Origin of the sequence: Rosenbergiella metrosideri, from assembly GCF_022602565.1 — a bacterium.
In the GTDB taxonomy this organism is placed as follows: domain Bacteria; phylum Pseudomonadota; class Gammaproteobacteria; order Enterobacterales; family Enterobacteriaceae; genus Rosenbergiella; species Rosenbergiella metrosideri.
Genome location: NZ_JALBCV010000006.1, coordinates 54,487 through 74,812 on the forward strand (window position 1 = coordinate 54,487; position 20,326 = coordinate 74,812).

General features: G+C 48.8%; 19 protein-coding genes. 6 read left to right on the plus strand and 13 right to left on the minus strand.

Annotation, left to right across the window (positions count from 1 at the left end; genetic code table 11):
* Positions 1-12 precede the first annotated feature (12 nt).
* From pldB to lptM, 12 genes are all read right to left on the minus strand, one after another.
* Positions 13-1,008: a lysophospholipase L2 gene (gene pldB / locus MKR94_RS07850; RefSeq protein WP_241646420.1), complete on the minus strand. Its 996-nt coding sequence runs from the start codon at positions 1,006-1,008 to the stop codon at positions 13-15.
* 2 nt (positions 1,009-1,010) lie between these two features.
* On the minus strand, positions 1,011-1,631 hold the full coding sequence (gene rhtC / locus MKR94_RS07855) for a threonine export protein RhtC (protein ID WP_241646421.1): 621 nt from the start codon (positions 1,629-1,631) through the stop codon (positions 1,011-1,013).
* A gap of 35 nt (positions 1,632-1,666) precedes the next feature.
* Positions 1,667-3,490: an ATP-dependent DNA helicase RecQ gene (gene recQ, locus MKR94_RS07860; RefSeq protein ID WP_241646422.1), complete on the minus strand. Its 1,824-nt coding sequence runs from the start codon at positions 3,488-3,490 to the stop codon at positions 1,667-1,669.
* 16 nt (positions 3,491-3,506) lie between these two features.
* The gene (gene pldA / locus MKR94_RS07865; RefSeq protein ID WP_241646423.1) at positions 3,507-4,388 is read right to left on the minus strand and encodes a phospholipase A; all 882 of its coding nucleotides are present in this window, start codon (positions 4,386-4,388) and stop codon (positions 3,507-3,509) included.
* Between the two features lie 251 nt (positions 4,389-4,639).
* Positions 4,640-4,876: a DUF1471 domain-containing protein gene (locus MKR94_RS07870; RefSeq protein ID WP_241646424.1), complete on the minus strand. Its 237-nt coding sequence runs from the start codon at positions 4,874-4,876 to the stop codon at positions 4,640-4,642.
* 287 nt (positions 4,877-5,163) lie between these two features.
* A complete protein-coding gene (gene corA / locus MKR94_RS07875; protein WP_241646425.1) occupies positions 5,164-6,117 on the minus strand; it encodes a magnesium/cobalt transporter CorA in 954 nt (317 codons plus the stop codon).
* Between the two features lie 318 nt (positions 6,118-6,435).
* Positions 6,436-8,598, minus strand: a complete 2,163-nt coding sequence (gene uvrD, locus MKR94_RS07880) for a DNA helicase II (protein WP_241646426.1) — start codon at positions 8,596-8,598, stop codon at positions 6,436-6,438.
* Between the two features lie 46 nt (positions 8,599-8,644).
* Entirely contained in the window at positions 8,645-9,361 is a 717-nt protein-coding gene (gene yigB, locus MKR94_RS07885) for a 5-amino-6-(5-phospho-D-ribitylamino)uracil phosphatase YigB (RefSeq protein WP_241646427.1), read from the minus strand.
* Entirely contained in the window at positions 9,361-10,272 is a 912-nt protein-coding gene (gene xerC / locus MKR94_RS07890; RefSeq protein WP_241646428.1) for a tyrosine recombinase XerC, read from the minus strand. The genes yigB and xerC overlap by 1 nt, the downstream gene beginning before the upstream one ends.
* The gene (locus MKR94_RS07895) at positions 10,269-10,979 is read right to left on the minus strand and encodes a DUF484 domain-containing protein (RefSeq protein WP_241646429.1); all 711 of its coding nucleotides are present in this window, start codon (positions 10,977-10,979) and stop codon (positions 10,269-10,271) included. The genes xerC and MKR94_RS07895 overlap by 4 nt, the downstream gene beginning before the upstream one ends.
* A complete protein-coding gene (gene dapF / locus MKR94_RS07900) occupies positions 10,976-11,800 on the minus strand; it encodes a diaminopimelate epimerase (protein WP_214217938.1) in 825 nt (274 codons plus the stop codon). The genes MKR94_RS07895 and dapF overlap by 4 nt, the downstream gene beginning before the upstream one ends.
* A gap of 27 nt (positions 11,801-11,827) precedes the next feature.
* Positions 11,828-11,992, minus strand: a complete 165-nt coding sequence (gene lptM, locus MKR94_RS07905) for an LPS translocon maturation chaperone LptM (RefSeq protein ID WP_241646430.1) — start codon at positions 11,990-11,992, stop codon at positions 11,828-11,830.
* Between the two features lie 172 nt (positions 11,993-12,164).
* Here lptM and cyaY point away from each other — a divergent pair, with 172 nt between their 5' ends.
* Complete coding sequence (cyaY, locus tag MKR94_RS07910; protein WP_241646431.1) at positions 12,165-12,482, plus strand: iron donor protein CyaY; 318 nt, start codon at positions 12,165-12,167, stop codon at positions 12,480-12,482.
* A gap of 2 nt (positions 12,483-12,484) precedes the next feature.
* Here cyaY and MKR94_RS07915 read toward each other — a convergent pair whose 3' ends face one another.
* Positions 12,485-15,043: a class I adenylate cyclase gene (locus MKR94_RS07915; RefSeq protein WP_241646509.1), complete on the minus strand. Its 2,559-nt coding sequence runs from the start codon at positions 15,041-15,043 to the stop codon at positions 12,485-12,487.
* A 269-nt stretch (positions 15,044-15,312) separates the two neighbouring features.
* Here MKR94_RS07915 and hemC point away from each other — a divergent pair, with 269 nt between their 5' ends.
* From hemC to MKR94_RS07940, 5 genes are all read left to right on the plus strand, one after another.
* Positions 15,313-16,245: a hydroxymethylbilane synthase gene (gene hemC / locus MKR94_RS07920; protein WP_241646432.1), complete on the plus strand. Its 933-nt coding sequence runs from the start codon at positions 15,313-15,315 to the stop codon at positions 16,243-16,245.
* Between the two features lie 4 nt (positions 16,246-16,249).
* Positions 16,250-16,987 (plus strand): uroporphyrinogen-III synthase, encoded by a 738-nt coding sequence (gene hemD, locus MKR94_RS07925; RefSeq protein WP_241646433.1) that lies wholly within the window; start codon positions 16,250-16,252, stop codon positions 16,985-16,987.
* Positions 16,988-17,012: 25 nt separating this feature from the next.
* Entirely contained in the window at positions 17,013-18,167 is a 1,155-nt protein-coding gene (hemX, locus tag MKR94_RS07930; RefSeq protein ID WP_241646434.1) for a uroporphyrinogen-III C-methyltransferase, read from the plus strand.
* A 1-nt stretch (position 18,168) separates the two neighbouring features.
* Positions 18,169-19,365, plus strand: a complete 1,197-nt coding sequence (gene hemY / locus MKR94_RS07935; protein WP_241646435.1) for a protoheme IX biogenesis protein HemY — start codon at positions 18,169-18,171, stop codon at positions 19,363-19,365.
* 110 nt (positions 19,366-19,475) lie between these two features.
* Positions 19,476-20,300: a PhzF family phenazine biosynthesis protein gene (locus MKR94_RS07940; protein ID WP_241646436.1), complete on the plus strand. Its 825-nt coding sequence runs from the start codon at positions 19,476-19,478 to the stop codon at positions 20,298-20,300.
* Positions 20,301-20,326 lie beyond the last annotated feature (26 nt).

The following is a 20,326-nucleotide window of genomic DNA, read 5'->3' on the forward strand; positions in this document are numbered from 1 at the left end:
GAACCTGTAAAATTAACGACTAAAGGTTGAAAAATATTCCGTGATCTTCTGTAAGGCTTCGGCACGGATCTCATCTTTTTCAAATAAAATTTCATGGCGCGCCCCTTCCATCACCTGTGGATGGTCGCCATAACAGGGGAAGCCCGCTAAGCTTCTCGCAAGCGAAAATCGGTCCTGAGCTTGGTTATCCACCACTTGATCCTCGCTGGCTTGCAGCAGCAGTACAGGATGGTGTAACTCTGGGGCAATGCTCTCGATATATCGGCCGGTTAAAATTGCCTCTCGCACCCAGTGCGTGGTGGGTCCACCCAGCTGTAATCCTGGCTGATCGGCATAACACCGTAGACTACGTTGGTAACGCACTCGGCTGTGAGTCAGCGTATTTATGCCGAACGGCGTCGCATGCCAGCGCCCCGTCCCAAAGGCAAAACCTTCCCGTAGATGCGGTCGTGTGGCGGTCCAATTTAGGATCCGCTCAACCACCCATTCGGGCATCGGTAGGACAATACCGAACATCGGGGCAACCAGCGCCGTTGCGGTGAATAGGGAAGGATGTCGCTGAGACAACAGGGTCGCAATAGCCCCGCCCATGGAGTGGGCGAGCGCAAAGGTCTGCTGATAACGTCCCCCTGACAACTCCAACTCACATAACGTTTCTAAATCGTCTACGTAATCCGAGAACTGTGCCACATGCCCTAGCTGTGGATCGTCCAATAGTCTTCCCGATAGGCCTTGTCCACGATGGTCTATCACAAAAATATCGTAGCCACAGTTGAACAGATCCCATACCACTTCTGGGTATTTGCTATAGCTTTCCGAGCGGCCCGGTACAATAAAGATCGCCTTCTTATGCGAGGCGGCAGTCATGCGCATGTAGCGAATAACCACCCCATCTTTACCGACGAATTGGCGCTCTTGTCGCTGACGCCAAAACGACAATAAGGGACCGGTAACGAACGCGGAGAAAGATTTCTCTCGATGCGTCCACTGTGACGGGTGCTTTTTCATTTTTATCGTGAAAAGATCAGGTGTAAGCCAAAGGCGACAAATAACGTTCCTGCGATACCATCAATCCATTTCGCCAGTTTCTGATATTTTGCCTTGACCCAAGGAAGTGAGAAGAGTGTGGCAACCAAGCTAAACCAAATCAATGTTTCCGCCACGATGAGGATAAAGATTGCGGTACGGGTCGCATTGCTCACATCATCGCCGACAATTAACGAGAAGATACTACCAAAATAGATAATCGCCTTCGGATTAGAGAGGTTGGTTAATAAGCCTCGAAGAAAGATATTTTTCTTACGCGATGGGTTGACCGAGGTAACCTCTGCGCAGGCAGGTTGCGGTTGACGCGCTGACTTAATCATTTGAATTCCCATCCACATCAAGTAAGCCCCTCCAGCCAACAGGATCAATTGATGTAACCAAGCCATCTGTTTCAGAATGAGGTTCAAGCCGAGCAGAGCGACCGCCGCCCAAATCGCGACGGCAAGCGTAATACCGATCACGCCTTTAAACGCATCACGTCGTGATTGGCTCGCCGCCGTCTGTGAAATAAAGAAAAAGTCAGGACCGGGACTGGCCAGAGCCACGATCTGAACAACGGCAACGGTAACAAAAAGGGATATCATGATAACTCCTTGTTTAGGCCTCGCGGCAGAATGAATTACTCATCGTCTAAATGTTGCTTAATCAACTGCATAAAAGGACGTCCAAAACGTTCCAATTTACGTTGCCCAATACCATTTATCCCTAACATTTCAGAGGGCGATATCGGTTGAATCTCCGATAATTCAATCAGTGTTGCATCGTTGAACACCACGTAAGGAGGAATATTCTCCTCATCGGCAATCGCCTTACGTAACTTGCGCAGTTTAGCGAAGAGCTTTTTATCATAATGGCTTCCCGACAAACGACTCACCACCGGACGAGTCTTGGTAACGATAATGCGAGGTACCGCTAGTTGTAAGGGTGACTCACTGCGTAATACCGGTCGAGCACTCTCTGTGAGTTGCAGTGCGGAATGCTGACTAATATTTTGCGTCACTAATCCGAGGTGAATCAGTTGCCGTAATACGTTAACCCAATGTTCATGACTCTGGTCGCGGCCAATCGCATAGACCGGTAACTTATCGTGCCCGAACTCTTTTATCCGCTGATTCGCGGCACCTCTTAGCACTTCGACAATATAGCCCATGCCGAAGCGTTGGCCTACGCGGTAAATGGTAGAGAGCGCTTTTTGTGCATCGACTAAACCGTCGTAGCGGCGAGGCGGATCCAAACAAATATCGCAGTTACCACAGGCTGCTTGACGATTTTCGCCAAAGTAATTGAGAAGCACTAGGCGTCGACAGGTTTGGGCTTCGGCAAAGGCGCCCATAGCATTCAGCTTATGCCGCTCAATATCTTGGCTTAATCCGGGACTTTTCTCATCCAGGCAGCGACGCAACCAGCCCATGTCTGCGGGATCGTACAACATCATCGCCTCCGCAGGTAATCCGTCGCGCCCCGCCCTTCCCGTTTCCTGATAATAGGATTCGATATTACGCGGGATATCGAGATGGAAAACAAAGCGGACGTTCGGTTTGTTAATTCCCATACCAAAGGCAACGGTCGCCACAACGATTTGCAGATCATCGCGTTGGAAGGCTTCTTGTACCCGTGCTCGCTCAGCTGCGTCAAGGCCTGCATGATAGGCGCCGACACTCCACCCGCGACTCTGTAATCGGGCGGTGATATCTTCCACTTTTGCACGGCTGTTGCAGTAAATAATCCCACACTTACCTCGCTGGTCGCGTAAGTAAGTGAGCAACTGGTCCGTGGGTTTGTACTTATCGACCAGCGTATAGCGAATATTAGGGCGGTCGAAACTACTTACCTGAATAAAGGGGTCATGAAGCTGAAGACGCTGCAAGATATCTTGGCGAGTGGTACTGTCTGCCGTTGCCGTTAAGGCCATGATCGGCAGTGTGGGAAATCTTTCTCGTAGGCGGCCTATTGCGCCATATTCGGGACGAAAATCATGTCCCCACTGTGAAATACAGTGTGCCTCGTCGACTGCAATCAGTGCGGGATGCCAACTGCTCAAGGTGTCGAGAAAGCTCTCCATCATCAAACGCTCTGGCGCAACGTATAGAAGCTTAACCTTACCTTCTCGACAGGCTTGATAAATCTGTTGCTGAATCTCTTTCGGTTGGCTCGAATTTAGGCTCTCGGCGCTGACACCGTTCGCGCGCAGCTGGTCGACCTGATCTTTCATCAGGGAAATCAGAGGGGAAACCACCAGCGTTAGTCCGCTACGCACTAACGCGGGTATTTGGTAACACAGTGACTTACCACCGCCAGTAGGCATTACCACAAGACAGTCTTGTCCAGAGATCGCCGCTTGTATAATACTGTCTTGACCGGGACGGAACTGCTGGTAACCGAACGTTTCCTGCAATACCTGAATGGCGTCAGCCTCCCGGTCCGCTTCTAGCACTGTTGCCACACGCTACCTGTTTTAATCAGAGAACATCATTAAGAGTTAGACCAATACCAACCCGCGTTTGACGGTGGTTATAATCGATCAACGATTCACCATAACCACTGTAGACTTGGGTGTAAAATCTGACGTTATGAGTGATTGGATAACTCCAGCCGAGTTGAGCGCCACCGTAACCGGAATTCCAGTTATATTGCCCTTCCACGCTGAAGACACTTTCGCCCCACTTATAGCCTAATTTAGCACGATAATGCCCCATATATTTGATGATATCTGGGTTATCGTCGTCACCACCGCCCGTATCAAGACGCACCCAAGGCTTGATTTCGGCTGTCATGTTACCATTTTCCGCCATTAAACGCAGGTAGCCACGGTTCCAACTACGGGAGGTCGGATCGCTGCGCCCATTGGATTCATGGTTAAAGCCGGTTTCGACATCGCGTAAGGTCCAGTCACCGAGTGAGTAATCTGTCGCCCAGCCAACGAAGAGTTGTGGTTCATAATTTGTTTCGCGGAAGGGGGAAGACTCTTTGCTGTTCGAGATTTGCCACCAAGAACGCTGAGTATAAGATGCCGCTAAGACTGAGTTATCACCCAAGATACCTCGCCAGATTGGGAAGGCTAAACTTAATTGGAATTTTAGCTCATCCTTACGGGCATTATTGCCCCAGTTATAGCTCTCAATCGCGGTCTTGTTGATATTACTGGTGTAGGTATACAACACATAGTTACTTTCGTAAGGATAGAGAACGAAAGTGCTATCGTGAGGTTGTAATAGATTGGAGATGATGCTGCCATGAACTGGCGGGTTATTTTGAACGCCCACATCATACCCACTACTTTCTGCATTAGCCCCTAGAGGTAACGCCAGCGCTGCCGCTAATACCAAACACTTTCGTTGCATAGTTGTCCCTATCACCCGTAATTGATCAAATTCGTCAGATATGACTAAAAAAAATTTCGATTAAGGGCGTAATTTTGACCTGAAATGGCTTTTTATGACAGCAGAATATGATGATAAAACAGAACTTCGCTGCGCTAAGTGAAATTGAGACTTATTTAAGCAGAAACCGAAAGTAAGCGAGAAAGGTGACAGGGTAGAAGAAAGGATTACAGTGGAGGATGAAAACGTGTATCACCCCCCAAAACGATTGATTAATTCTTACGGCCTAATCCTGAAACATCTTGGATATTGTGTAACACAGCCGTCATTCTGACGAAGTTACCAGAGCTCGCACCGGTAATTTTGTAATCAGCATCGTGGTTATCGGCAATCTTCATAATTTTATTCTCAGCGCCTTGTAACGAGATATCGGTTACGGAGATGCTTTTTGCAAAAGAAGCAGCCGGTAGTGCAAGTAAAGCGAGCATAGCGATAGTTGTTTTTTTCATAATTAGACTCCCTTGGTGTGAGTCCTAAAGGTACATCTTTGGTCGTAATTAAGCGTTTCGTTTTGTAAAAAACTGAATTAAATATTATCAATTATGAATAATGTTTTTGACAATATGTGGATTGAATCACATTAAAAATCGACTTTTGAATTAGAAAGTTGATTCATGTCAATAAGTTAAACTATTTATGATTAATTGTATTTATGTAAATAAGACGATGTCTTGGCCAGTGTTACACCATTACGCGAATCCCCATAAAAACGGCGCCTTGGGCGCCGTAGTGAAGGTTATAACCAGTTTTTACGTTTAAAGTAAAGATAAGGTGCCAAGCCTGCCACTATCATCAATAAGATAGCGCCGGGGTAACCAAAACTCCACTTCAGTTCTGGCATAAACTCAAAGTTCATCCCATAGCTGGATGCCACCAGTGTTGGCGGCAGGAAGACGACTGAGACGACCGAGAATATTTTGATGATACGGTTTTGCTCAATACTGATAAAACCCATCGCCGCTTGCATCAAAAAGTTAACTTTTTGAAAAAGCGATTCATTGTGTGGCAGTAATGAATCGATATCGCGTAGTACCTCACGGGCTTGTTCTAATTGATTGGCCGGTAAGCGAGCTTTACGGATTAAGAAGTTTAAGGCACGTTGAGTATCCATCAGACAAAGGCGAACTTTCCAACCAATATCCTCTAATTCTGCCAGACGAGAGAGCGCGGCATCATACTCTTCCCCCTGCTGCCCTTCCATGATCACGCGGCTTAATTTTTCTAAGGCGCTGTAAATATTCTCTATTTCGTCGGCCAGCTGCTCGATTTTGGTCTCGAACAGGTCCAACAACACTTCGAAAACATTCCCATCGATTAAGGTTTGGCTGCGGGCACGCATCCGGTATAAGCGGAAAGCGGGAAGCTCACGTTCACGTAGGGTGAAAAGACGTCCATCACGGATAGTAAAAGCAACTGTCGCATTACCCGCGTGATCGTCAGCGTCTTCATAAAAGAAAAATGAGTGGATATGTAGCCCGTCTTCATCTTCGAAAAAACGTGCCGAGGCTTCAATATCTTCAAGTTCAGGCCGTGTTGCCAAACCTTGACCTAGGGTTTGTTGTACCAGATCGCGTTCATCTTCTTCTGGTTCGATTAAATCGACCCAAACGGCATTGGAGAGTGCAACATTGCTCTCTTCAGGTTCCATCCGGCTTAAGCGATTTTCTTCGAGTTTGAAAGCACTTAACATAGCAGTATGACTCCCCTTGCTTTATCGGCAGGGACAAGACAAAGCCATTCCTCACTTATCTTAGTGAGTAAAGTAGCGTTACTTGAACACGGGGCTCACAGATTGTGAAAATATCAGTGCTGACGATCATGATGACGGGAAATAATCACCGGTAAACAGCTAAGTTCACCGGCCAAAGAACGGTAACCTTAGCAGTTTTTCCTAATCAGTAGGAAATTGATCCAGCATCGACTGGGTGTGTCCAAGGTCATTGTCCTCTAAGAATTATAGTGCGCGCATGGTACGACGAGACGAAAATATCGTCAAGAACCCTAACAATTAAACTGTTTCTAAACGTGCATAAGCCGCAACAAGCCATTTTACGCCTTGTCCTTGAAAAGCGATTTGTAAGCGACAATGTTCGCCACTGCCCTCAAGATTGATGATAGTCCCTTCCCCAAACTTACTATGACGCACTCGCTGCCCTAACGTCCAGCCGCTGTCATTGGCTAGCACGGGCGCGCCCATTCGTTTAGTGTCGACTGGGCGCGTAATATTCGCACGAGATCTCACCTCTTCGACGCACTCTTCCGGTAACTCACCAATGAACCGTGATGGACGATGACTGACTTCCTTACCATATAAACGTCGGCTTTCGGCAAATGTTAGCGTCAGTTTTTTCATCGCTCGAGTGACCCCAACATAGGCCAGGCGACGCTCTTCCTCCAAGCGGCCACTCTCTTCAATAGACATCTGGCTCGGGAACATCCCCTCTTCCATCCCGACAATGAAGACTTGGCTAAATTCTAAACCTTTCGCCGAGTGCAGAGTCATCAGTTGGACCGCATCTTGCCATCTATCCGCTTGCCCTTCGCCAGCTTCCAGCGCAGCATGAGAGAGGAAAGCTTGCAGTGGCATCAAATCTTCATTTTCGTCTTGATAACTGAATTGACGCGTTGCGGTGACGAGTTCTTCTAAGTTCTCTATCCGGGCTTGACCTTTTTCCCCTTTCTCCTGCTCGTACATTATCCATAGTCCGGAATCTTTAATCACCCGATCGGTTTGAACGTGCAGCGGCATTTCTCCGGTTTCGTAGACTAAGGACTCAATCAGTTCGATAAAGCGTTGTAAGGCAGATGCCGCGCGACCCGCCAACACTCTCTCTTGCAGCAGTTCACGGGCACTTTGCCAAAGGGTCATTTGTCGGTCGCGTGCGAATTGGCGAACAACATCCAGCGTCCGGTCGCCAATGCCCCGCGTAGGGGTATTAACGACGCGTTCAAACGCCGCATCATCATTACGGTTCGCCATCAACCGTAGATAGGCTAAGGCATCTTTAATTTCTTGTCGCTCGAAGAAGCGCATCCCCCCATAAATACGGTAAGGCAAAGTACTTTGTAGTAAGGCTTCTTCCAACACCCGTGACTGGGCATTACTGCGATAAAGTATTGCACAATCGGCCAGTGCACCGCCCTGCTCATGCCATTGACGAATACGGTTAACGACAAAACGAGACTCGTCCAACTCGTTAAAGGCACAATACAGCGAAATCGGCTCACCGGAATCATCTTCCGTCCAAAGCTCTTTACCGAGTCGTCCCGAGTTGTTAGCAATCAGAATATTTGCGGCTTGTAGGATATTGCGCGTAGATCGATAGTTTTGTTCCAAGCGAATGGTCTGTGCGCCAGGAAAATCGCTAAGAAAGCGTTGGATATTTTCGACTTGTGCACCGCGCCACCCATAAATCGATTGGTCATCATCGCCGACAATCATCACTTTGCTACTGTCGCCCGCTAGCATGCGGATCCAAGCATATTGAATATTATTAGTATCTTGGAATTCGTCGACCAACAGATTCGTGAAACGTTCGCGGTAGTGATTCAGTAAATGAGGTTTGTTAAGCCATAACTCATGGGCGCGCAGCAGCAGTTCGGCAAAATCCACCAGCCCTGCCCGGTCACAGGCTTCTTGGTAGGCTTGATAGATGGATAACCAGGTTTTTTCGACCGGATTGCCATAACTATCGATATGCTTTGGCCGTAAACCTTCATCTTTTTTGCCATTGATGTACCACATGGCTTGCCGCGCTGGCCACTGCTTATCATCGAGGTTTAATGCTTTGATCAAGCGTTTTAGAAGACGTAACTGATCTTCACTGTCGAGAATTTGGAAGTCGGCGGGTAAGCCAGCGTCAAGCGGGTGTGCACGCAGTAGACGATGCGCCAAGCCATGGAACGTGCCGATCCACATCCCGCCTTGGCTTGTTCCCACCACTTCCTCGATCCGATGACGCATCTCCGCAGCGGCTTTATTGGTAAAGGTTACCGCCATGATGGAATATGGAGAACAGCGTTCAACCGTGAGTAACCAAGCGATACGATGGACTAGTACCCGGGTTTTACCACTGCCTGCGCCAGCTAGAACCAATAAGTTACTCCGCGGGGCGGCTACCGCCTCGCGCTGTTTATCATTTAAGCCGTCGAGCAGTTCAGAAACGTCCATAAGCACCGTTGCATTAGTAAGAGGAGGCTGTATATATCTACAGCCATTATAGCAAGCTGGTCAGTGAATCCAACCGCGAAATTTCGAGATGAGGGAGAAGCCGCGCCGAGCCAGCAGAGAGCAGGTTCTGCTGACGATCATTGATCCAGCAGGCTTGAAATCCTGCCACCAGTGCACCTTGTACATCAGTAATCAGATCATCGCCGACATGTAGAACTGTATTAGGCGCTAGGGAGAGATGCGTTGCAGCAACCTGATAGAGGTCACCATAAGGTTTCGCTTTACCGTCAGGCCCCGCCCGTAGCACTAAGGTAAAATAGTGGGCGATACCCAACAACTCTGCATCGGCATTACCATTGGTGATGGCAACTAATGGGATTTTAGCCGCTAATTCCGCCAACACTCGGTGGGTCATTTCGGGAATATGCGCCGCACTGCGCCATCGATGGAAGACAGTCATGACTTCAGCAGCACCCGCTTGGGCCTGTTCGAGGGTTAATCCTACGCTCTGGATAAGGCTCACTAAGGTTGCGTGGCGCCACGCTGTGACATCATGAACAATCTCTGGATATTGCAGCTCAACCGACAGCCGTACGCGGTCATAATCTTGTGGCGTAATCGTCGCCAAGCTAGGATGCCACGCTTGCAGTGCCTGATGGGTTTTTTCAACTGTGGTGAGGATGACTTGGCGATTGTCATAAAGCGTATCATCCAAGTCGAATGTCATTGCCTGCGGGCGGTTAATCGGTCGATAGAAGCGCATTAGGGTTTACCTCGTTTAGCACGGGGGTGGGCGGCATCATAGACCGAGGCTAGATGCTGGAAGTCTAAGTGCGTATAGATCTGCGTTGTCGAGAGATTCGCATGACCTAAAAGCTCTTGCACGGCGCGTAAATCTCCGCTCGATTCTAACATATGCGTGGCGAAAGAGTGGCGCAGCTTATGCGGATGGATATGCGTTGTGATGCCTTGCAAGACGCCCCACTGGGCAAACCGTTTTTGAACGTTACGCGCCGAGATACGCTTCCCCTGTTGCGAGATAAAGACCGCCTGATCTTCTGGCAGAAAGAGTTCACGCATCGCGAGCCAGCGCTCCAGCCACTCTATCGCCGTGCGACCAATGGGTAGGCGTCGTTCTTTATTCCCTTTCCCCATCACCCATACTTCGCCCGATTCTAACTCGAGGTGCTGGCAGTCTAAGTTCACTAATTCGGAAAGACGCAGTCCTCCGCCATACATCACCTCAAGCATGGTGCGATCGCGAACCGATAGCGGATCATTGAGATCAATTGACAGTAACTGATTTACGGAATCGACATCAATATTCTTGGGTAACGGACGCCCCGCCCGAGGCGTCGCGATCCCTTTAGCAGGATTCGCCACTAACAAGCCCTGTGAGACTTGCCAATCAAGAAAACTCCGTAATGAAGAGAGCCGAAGGGCAAGACTCGAGGCTTTTAACCCTTCTCGCCGCGATGCCGCTGCCATAGAACGAATATAGACTGGGGTAAGCTGCGACCAATCACTTAAGGATGCCGCCGTAAAGAAATCACAGATGACCTGTAACTGCCGCTGATAATTGGAAATGGTCAAGGGACTGAGCTGGCGCTCGACCTGTAAATAACGCAAATACGCTTCACAGCGTTGAAACAATACGTTGGCTTCGCCCGTCATGATCGACTAATCCAACGCGTCAGTAAATGGGGAAGAAAGCCTGCGATACAATCCAATAATTCCGTCCCCATGCCTGGATGATAGTGATCTTTATTACGGCTACTAAAGATCAAAACGCCGACATCTCGCCCTTTGTCCGTCAGTAAAGAGAGTGCCACCGAGCCAATCGCTTTCGCTTCAGGGATCAGCAACAGCAGTTCTGGGCCTTGTAAGCGTCCAAGATAGTGGTTGTCGTGAGTAAAGCGTTGCAACTGTAATGGCGTGAAAGCGTTGCGATCTAACCCCAAATGGTGGAATCCAGAGGGGGCGGCCAACTGCCAGCTGTCATTAAATAAACGAAAGGTTGCCCCTGCTAAACCCAGTCCCCTCGCCCAATAGTGTAAACGGCTTTGTAATTCAGCGAGATCGCTAGCGGTAGCAAGGTGCGATTGCAAATGGAGCAGCTGCCCAAACAGATGCTGATTCGCTTGCGCTTGTTCCATTAACAGCGTGATTTCTTGCTCTAGATTCACTATTTGTTGGCGTTGACGGGTCAACTGCCATTCGACCAAAGACACACTGCCTTTTACCGGATGAGGAATAACCATCTGTTCGACTTGACGCGCATTATGAATAAAAAAATCGGGGTGCTCGCGAAGGTACTCGCTCACCCGCTCATCATCTAGCGGTTGACTCGGTAGGGCCGTCTGTTCTTGGTGATTGGTCATAAGTGAATAAATCCATCATAAACGTGAGTGGCTGGTCCGGTCATAAACAGCGGCGTTCCCGGTCCCTGCCAGGCAATATGCAGGGTACCACCCGGCAGATCAACCCGAACATTCTGACTCAGCAATCCTTGTTGAATTCCGCTCGCTACCGCCGCACATGCACCACTGCCACAGGCTTGTGTCTCGCCTGCGCCACGCTCATAGACGCGTAACCGAATATGTTCGCGGTTGACCACTTCCATAAAACCGACGTTGACCCGCTCCGGAAAGCGGTCATGGCTTTCAAGAATAGGTCCGAGGACTTCCACTTCTGCGGTCGCGGTCGCTTGAACTTGAATCACGCAGTGGGGGTTACCCATCGAGACCGCGCCAAACATCACGGTTCTCTCTTCAACACGTAACAGGTAGAGACTTTCTGCCTTATTGGCCCTAAACGGTACCTCTGACGGTTCAAACTTGGGTTCCCCCATGTTGACCTGCACCAACTCGTCGCGGTTAACCGTAAGCACCATCTGTCCAGCTTGTGTACTGACCCGAATACTGTTCTTGTTGGTCAACCCTTTTAACCGAACAAAACGGGCAAAACAGCGCGCTCCATTTCCACACTGTGCCACTTCACTGCCATCCGCATTATAAATGCGGTAGTGGAAATCAAGGTCTGGGTCATAGGGCGGCTCTACCACCAATAATTGATCGAAACCAATCCCTAAATGGCGATCAGCTAAGCGTCGTATCAGTTCTGGAGAAAAAAACACATTCTGAGTAACGGCATCAACCACCATGAAATCGTTACCTAGGCCATGCATTTTAGAAAACTGCATGCTTCACCCCATTGCCAAGTTGGCTAACTATAAGTTATTGGATTTTTTATTCGATTTTTTGAAAATACTTTGGTCGTAACCGGTATTTTGACCCTGTTGCTTACCCGCACTATCTTTTGGGAAATAGAGAGGGCCTTTTAATCCACAGCCTGTTAACGCAATAACGGCAATAAACAGAGTATATTTAGCCACAGCATTCTTCATTGTTATTTACTCACTTAACTTTCTATTCTACGTATCATCGCAGTTGAAACGGGAAAAGCAACAGAAAATCGTGGAATTCAAGGATGAACCCCTCTACTCGCTAAAACTCAGATGATCCATTGTTAAGCAATCGTTATACTAGTCAAAAAGAGGAGCGAGCATGAACGACAGCGAATTTCATCAACAAGCAGATCAACTATTATTAACTATCGAAGAGCGCTTAGACGAGCACGATGGGGATACCGATATTGATTACGAAACCCATGGGAATGTGATGACCCTGAGCTTCGAAAATGGCACCAAAATCATTGTCAATCGCCAAGAGCCATTACATCAAGTCTGGTTAGCCACTAAAGCAGGTGGCTATCATTTTTCTTTTAATGATGGGAAATGGGTGTGTGATCGCACTGGCAACGAATTTTGGGCGTTACTCGCCGAAGCCTGTACGGTACAAGCGGGGGAGTCTGTTTCGTTCTAATGCTAAGGACGATAAGGCGACCGCGGAAGAATATTTTGGCCGAGTTGCGGGGATACTCTCTCCGTAACTTCATCTTGACTTGGGGAGTGGAAATTGATGATCGTTGAGCGCCCTTGTTGTTCCACGACCTGATAAAATTGCGGTAAATTGAAATTAATCGATGACGTCCCGAACGTTAAACGATCGTGAGACGAAGAGTAAAATCGGCACACGTCACGCATCAGTTCTTCTTTACTCCCTTCGCAGTGCTGATAAACCTCTGCATGATTCTGTTCATCGAGGACATAAATACTAAAGCTTTCTGCAGGCGCATGGTCTTCGAAGAAAAACTGGATAATGCCTTCACTGGCATAATTTTTGACTACCGTAGGAAGATTCGCCTGTTTCGAGTCCATCTGGATCGATAAGCCTTGTAATTTGTTATTTGAAATCGCACCATAAAACTCTACCGCATTTTTGAGCTTCTGCACGGAGACTCCCATCCGCTCAAAGAAAAGTCCCCAAGTATCACTCGCTAATTTCAATGCTTTGAAACGCCCGGTTTCTTGACGATTACTGGAAAGGCGTAAATCGATACACTCTGAAACCAGCTGCAAGACTCGAGTCCGAATGAGCGCACGTAAATACGGGCTGTAACAGAATACTTCGACCGCCTCCGGCGGCAGTGCTTCTTGATGCATTTTGCCTAAGATAGTCTTTAACGCTTCAATCATCGCGGACTCACCTTCGAAATGCAGCGTTCTTACCTCGTTCCACGAGTTACGGTAGAGGAGATCGACACTGCCAATCAGGCACTGCTGCTGCTGACCGAAGCTGAAAACATCCATCTTACGAAAATCAAACAACACCACTTGATCGCGTAATGCCTGAGTCGGATCAGACTCTACGTTCACCATCAATGCCAGATGTCGTATTTCGCAAGGGCTGTAAAGCGCTTTGGGCGTTGGAGCGGGGAGACGTATCGGGAAATGCATCGTAATATCATGAACCAGTTCTTGCAGACGAGACAGATCACACAGACTCGTCCCTTTAATATGGAGATGTGTCTTTTCCGTCAATAAGCCATTAAACCACGCCCATGCCACCAGCTTATTTAAATAGCGGTTATATTCGAGCGGTTGATGGCTAATTATCGCATTCATCTCAGGAGCCTGGTTATACAAATACCATCCACGACGGTTAGCGCGCCCTTCGGCCACATAAATAAACGTGAGATGGTCTTCTGAAAGGTCTGGAGAGATTTGCGGGTTAAGCAGCGCCACCTTACCGGGTAAGGCCTCAAAGGCAGCATACAGCTTACGCGTAAGGACACCAATGTCTTGCGGGCTTGCACTGACACTCAGGTTATTACGGCGTGCAAAACGAATCAGGTTTCGATAGCTTTGCATCATCGCATCGAGTAGCTCGTTATGGGCAATACGGACCTGTTCTATCTTCCAGTGCGCGCGCTCATCCAGTTGAGCGAGCAAGTCACTCTGCCATCCCCAGCGAGTCACCAACTGTGCCAGAATTTCTCGTCGCCAAGGCATCAGCTCGCCATGGCTCTCTGACGTCAACTTTTCAGAGACTTTCAAGTAAAAACAGCGGCGGACTAAATCTAGCCGAGCGGTATCATTGATGGCTTCTAAATAGGTAGTCACGCGTTCCAGCATCATACAATAAGGGTCGAGACCAAAATGAATAATCTCCCCATCATGTAAGCACTGTTTAATTTCTGTCGCTAACAGGCGCGTATTAGGGTACTCCCAGCTATAAGCTTCCAATAAGAGGGTTTTCAGCACGGCCTTATAGGGGGAGTCGATACTTTTATACAGCTGCCACAAGCTGGCCCCGAAATACTCTTCCGCAGACAGTGTCCCTAAACCGCCGAGGTCGATCCATTCGTTTGGTACCAGTGCCCCTTTGGCGTAAAGCTCCATCACGTACTCATCGTAATGTGCCTCGTGCTCACTGGGGACCATATTCCAAAGAATACGCTTACCCGCCAAGCGAACCGCACTACGGTAAAACTCATCCAGCAGCAGAATATGTTGAGTAGTGCCACAATCCTCTTTGCCAAGCGCACCGCTCTCGTTCATCCGAAAACGGTTTTCGTCAATCAGAAAGAAGCTGATCTCAACTCCCTGCTGTTTACACCATAGCTGGAGTTGATGACATTTATTCTGTAGGGCCTGACGTTCAGCACTATCCAACCAGGATTGGTGACAGACCCAGATATCGAGATCAGAGTCACTGCTCTGACCGATAGAAGAGGTACTGCCCATAGAATAAAGCCCCAGAATGGGGGCATTTTCCGGCGGGGGCGTCAGTATATAGGTTCTCTCTGGAAAAAGTGTTGCGAGTAGCGACTGTTGGGTCTCATCCGGCGTGAAGAAACTAATACCATACGGGGTGTTATGAGAAAGGTAACCTGGCATATCAGGGTGATGGTAATGCAAGAGCACAGGAAGCAAACTATAGATGTGACGAAACGCCGCGCCCATCGCCGCGGTGGCACGATCAGTGCGTAACTGATTAATCGCATCCAATCGTTGTTTCAGTGTCTCTATATAAAGGTACAAGGCATCACACCCGAACTCATGACAAGAAGTTGATAAAGGTTCCGCGCGGCGGTGCTGCATTCTCTACCACGGTCGGTCAATCTAACACTGCCACCCTGTCCGGTAAAGCGTGTTAGTACCTCCACCCTAGCATGTCTGCGTGGTCAACATTGAACAATCTATGTGTTGTGATTAAAAAATAAGCGATAGGGGTTTTCGTTGGTGGAAAGTGCCACATCCTAAGTTTAAATGTTAGGATAATAGATAAACGTAAAAGCATGGTTACGAGTATGACTGACAAAACAATCCGAATTGCCACCCGTAAAAGCCCGCTCGCCCTATGGCAAGCGGAATATGTGCAGCAACAATTAATCGCTCATCATCCAGGTTTACGTGTTGAGTTAGTCACTATGGTGACAAAAGGCGACATACTGCTGGATAGCCCGCTATCGAAAGTGGGCGGGAAAGGATTGTTTGTCAAAGAACTCGAATCGGCGATGCTGGAAGGTCGTGCTGATCTGGCGGTCCACTCAATGAAAGATGTCCCCGTCGCATTTCCTGAAGGATTGGGGCTTGTGGCCATCTGCCCACGAGAAAATCCTTTGGATGCCTTTGTCTCTAATCACTACGACAGCATTGATGCACTGCCACAAGGCGCAGTCGTCGGTACCTCCAGCCTACGCCGTCAATGCCAGTTGAGCGCACTGCGCCCCGATCTGATTATTCGTTCATTACGTGGTAACGTGGGGACTCGTCTGTCTAAGCTGGATGCAGGGGAATACGATGCGATCATCCTCGCCTCAGCCGGTCTTATTCGTTTAGGGTTAACTTCCCGGATCCGTTACTCACTGCCTCCGGAAGTCTCTCTCCCGGCCGTTGGCCAAGGTGCGGTAGGCATTGAGTGCCGTAATGACGATACGGCGTTACATCAATTACTCGCGCCGCTTAACGACTCGGCGACGGCAGTGCGTGTCATGGCTGAACGCGCAATGAATACTCGCCTAGAAGGCGGATGTCAGGTACCGATTGCAAGCTATGCACTGCTTGAAGACGGTAAGTTATGGCTTAGAGGGCTGGTCGGCACACCAGAGGGGGACGTCATCATCGCAGGAGAACGTCACGGTACGGCTGAAGAAGCTGAAGCGCTAGGAATTTCACTGGCCGACGAGCTATTGGCACGCGGGGCTGGCGATATCCTTCGCAAAGTTTACCAAGGGCAGTAATACGATGAGTATTCTGGTCACTCGGCCTGCCCCTGAAGGACAACAGCTCGTTGAACGGTTACGCTGGACCGGACGTCAGGCGTGGCATCTGCCCCTTATCGAGTTTCATCCAGGCCGGCAGTTATCAGAGTTCTGCTCATATCTCGCCACACTCACTCCCGGTGATCGGATCATCGCGGTATCGGCGCGGGCCCTCACGTATGTCGGCCCTTTTTTGCAGGCAGCGGATACATCTTGGCCCGCCGAGGTACACTATTTCGCTATCGGTAAAAATAGCGCCTTAGCGTTACACCACTATTGTCAACAACTGGTTGAATTCCCTGAATATTCAATTAGTGAAGAACTAGTAGACCTGCCCTTATTAGAGAATATTGCTGGTAAAAACTGTGTCATATTGCGGGGAAATACTGGCCGAGAACACCTCGGAAAAACCTTGCAGTCTCGCGGCGCGAACGTAACCTATTTCGAATGTTATCAACGAGTCGCTATAAATTATCATGGCGCAGAGCAGGCTTTTCGCTGGCGACAAAAGGGGATATCAACCATAATTGTGACAAGTGGTGAGATGTTGAACCTACTCTATGAATTGATTCCCGCTCTCGATCGGAACGAATGGTTACTCCACTGTCGGCTAGTTGTCGTCAGTAAACGCTTGGCAACGCTTGCCACCGATTTTGGTTGGCGAGATATTATTGTTGCTGATGGTGCGGATAACGATGCGTTATTGCGCGCATTACGCTGAAATTAAACTTATGGGATAAGCCTCTATGACGGAACACAAAGCCCCCTCCGCCATGCCGGAAGAAGTGAAAGAAGATAACACAGCAACACCTTCTCCGAAGTCGACTCGCACAGCTGACAATGGTAAAGCACTGGCGAGCCTCGCAATTGTTATTGCGTTAGCATCAGGCCTAGGTAGCGCTTGGTATATCACGCATACTCATCACGCACAATTGAGTTCAAATCAAGCGTTACGCGAACAACTTTCGCAAGCTCAGCAACAAAATGGTAAAGATCAACAGCAGCTGGTTCAACAGCTGTCTACTACCGAACAAGCATTAAAAGACTCACAGTCCCAGCTGCAAGAGACTGAAAAAGATCTACAGGGCCTGCGCGATAAAGTAAATTCCCTGACCGGGAATGATGCCAGTGTCTGGTTAGTCTCCCAAGCCGATTACCTCGTGAAACTGGCGGGAAGAAAGCTATGGAGCGATCAAGACGTCACTACAGCACTGGCCTTACTGAAAAGTGCTGACCGTAGTCTGGCGCAGATGGATGACCCAAGTATCATCAATGTACGCCGTGCGTTAAACCAAGATATCTCTACCCTAGCCAATATCAATCAAGTTGATTATGACGGCATTATCTTACAAGTCAGCCAATTGGCGAATAGTGTTGATAATCTGCGGTTAGCCGACGATAGCGATAACGATTCACCAATGGATAGAGATAGCAATGATATTTCAGGCTCCTTATCCGAGTGGCGCCATAACTTAGTGGCGAGCTGGCACGACTTTATGGATAACTTCATTACTGTTCGTCGTCGGGATAATAGCGCACAGCCATTATTGGCCCCTAATCAAGATATCTATTTACGCGAAAACATCCGCTCGCGCCTGCTTATTGCTTCGCAAGCCATCCCTCGCCATCAAGAAGATATCTATAAACAATCCCTCGAAGCGGTATCGACTTGGGTACGGGCTTGGTACAACACGGATGACCCAACGACTAAAGCTTTCTTAACGCAGATAGATCAACTTTCACAAACCCCTATTGCGATGGATCTTCCTGAGTCGCTCTCTAGCCAAGGGTTGATCGATAAATTAATGCAGAATCGCGTCCGTGGTTTAATGAGTAGCCCAAGCAATAACGATCCACAGCCTGCGCCAACACCGGCTACTACACCGCAACAAGGAGGTTAAGGTGATTAAAGTCTTAGCACTCTTTATTTTACTGATTGCCGGTATCGTTTTAGGCCCGGTTTTCGCGGGTAAGCAAGGCTACGTGCTGATCCAAACCTCTCAATGGAATATCGAAACCTCCGTGACAGGATTGGTGATCATCCTGCTGGTCGCACTGATCGTGATTCTCCTCATCGAGTGGGTGATACGTCGTCTGTTTAGAACCGGCTCACGAGCTCGTCGCTGGTTTGCTGGCCGAAAACACCGCTTGGCGCAGAAACATACCAGTACAGCATTGATTAAGTTAGCAGAGGGCGATTATCAGCAAGTTGAAAAGCTGATGACGAAGAATGCTGACCATTCTGATACGCCTGTCGCTAACTACTTACTCGCAGCAGAAGCGGCCCAACAACGGGGTGATGAAATCCGCGCGAATCAACACCTTGAACGCGCATCAGAGCTGAGTACCGATAATCAAATCCCTGTGGAAATTGCACGTGCACGCATCCTCTTAGCCCGGGAAGAGAATCATGCTGCCCGCCACACGATCGACCGTTTACTGGATGTTGCCCCGCGTCACCCGGAAGTGCTGCGTTTGGCACAAACGGCGTATCAACGCACGGGTGCCTGGTCGGCGTTACTGGATATCATGCCTTCGCTTGAGAAAGACCAAGTCGTCAGCAAAGAGGAAGCAGAAACGCTCACACAGAAAGCGTGGTTAGGCCTAATGGAACAAGCTATGGCGTCTGGCGGTAGCGAGGGTTTAAAACAATGGTGGGGCCATCAAGCCCGTAAAACACGTCAAGACTCACGTTTACAGGCCGCAATAGTGACACACTTAATCGAGTGTGACGATCATGAGATGGCACAGGCCATCGCGATGGAGGGGCTTAAACGCCACTACAACGAAAGTTTAGTGCTCTCTATTCCAAAGATTAAAACGGCAAACAGTGATGATTCCGAGAAGTTAGTCCGTCAGCTGATCAAACAGCATGGATCAACGCCACTTTTAGAAAGTACCTTGGGACAATTACTGATGCGTCGGGGCGAATGGCAGCAGGCTGCAGACGCGTTTAAGTCAGCCTTAGCACAACGTCCAGACAGTTTTGATTACGCTTGGTTAGCGGACGTTTACGATAAAATGCGTCGTCCAGAAGAAGCGGCGAAAATGCGCCGTGAAGGACTCCATCTCACGCTAACAAAATATCCTGATCAGTAATCTCTCCTACCTTTAGGCGGCTGTTTGCAGCCGCCCATTCCTAACACTTATTGCTAAGAACGCCAAACCGTGATGTTATCAGGGATCCCCACCCCTTAGGTATTAACGTTATGAAATCGCGTTTTGAACAAATCAATGTCTTTGCTAACCATTCCTTGAAAGGTAATCCTTTGGCCGTTGTCCATTGCCAAGAGGGAGACTACTCCACAGAGACCATGCAGGCGTTGGCACGCTGGACCCAGCTTAGCGAGACTGTCTTTATTACGCCATCAACAGAGGCCGCTGCGGACTATAAGGTGCGTATTTTCACGCCCGTCGAAGAACTTCCTTTTGCTGGACATCCAACATTAGGGTCCTGCCACAGTTGGTTGAATGGGCGTAAGCAGGCCGTAGTCCATCAGCAATCCGCGATAGGTATTGTTGAGATCCGCCAAGAGAACGACCTATTATTTTTTGAAGCTCCCCCTTTAGTGGTGCAACGTCCTTTCTCCGCACAAGAACAACAACAGCTTATCGCCTCCACTGGACTGCTTGCCGAAACAATCACCGCTACCCAAGTATTGAGTAATGGTCCGGTATGGCACTGCGTTCGAGTAGATTCAGTGGAAACGCTACTCAGTATCACGCCAGATTATTCCGCGATGGGCGATCTTAAGTTAGGGATCTGTAGCCTTAATCCGGAGGGAGATGGTTTGATGGTCCGCGCCCTGATGGGCTTAGAAGCCACTGAAGACCCGGTGACGGGTAGCTTACAAGCTGTGTTAGCGCAATGGCTGATTGAAACAGGTGAGTTACCAGAGCATTACCGTGCTCAACAGGGGATTTGTGTGGGTGCTGAAGGGGAAGTCACGATAAAAAAAATAGACGGGAAGATCTTTGTCGGTGGACATTCAACCACGGTAATAAGGGGGGACATCACACTGCCAACGGAGTAAAAATGACAAAAACAAAAAACCCCGCC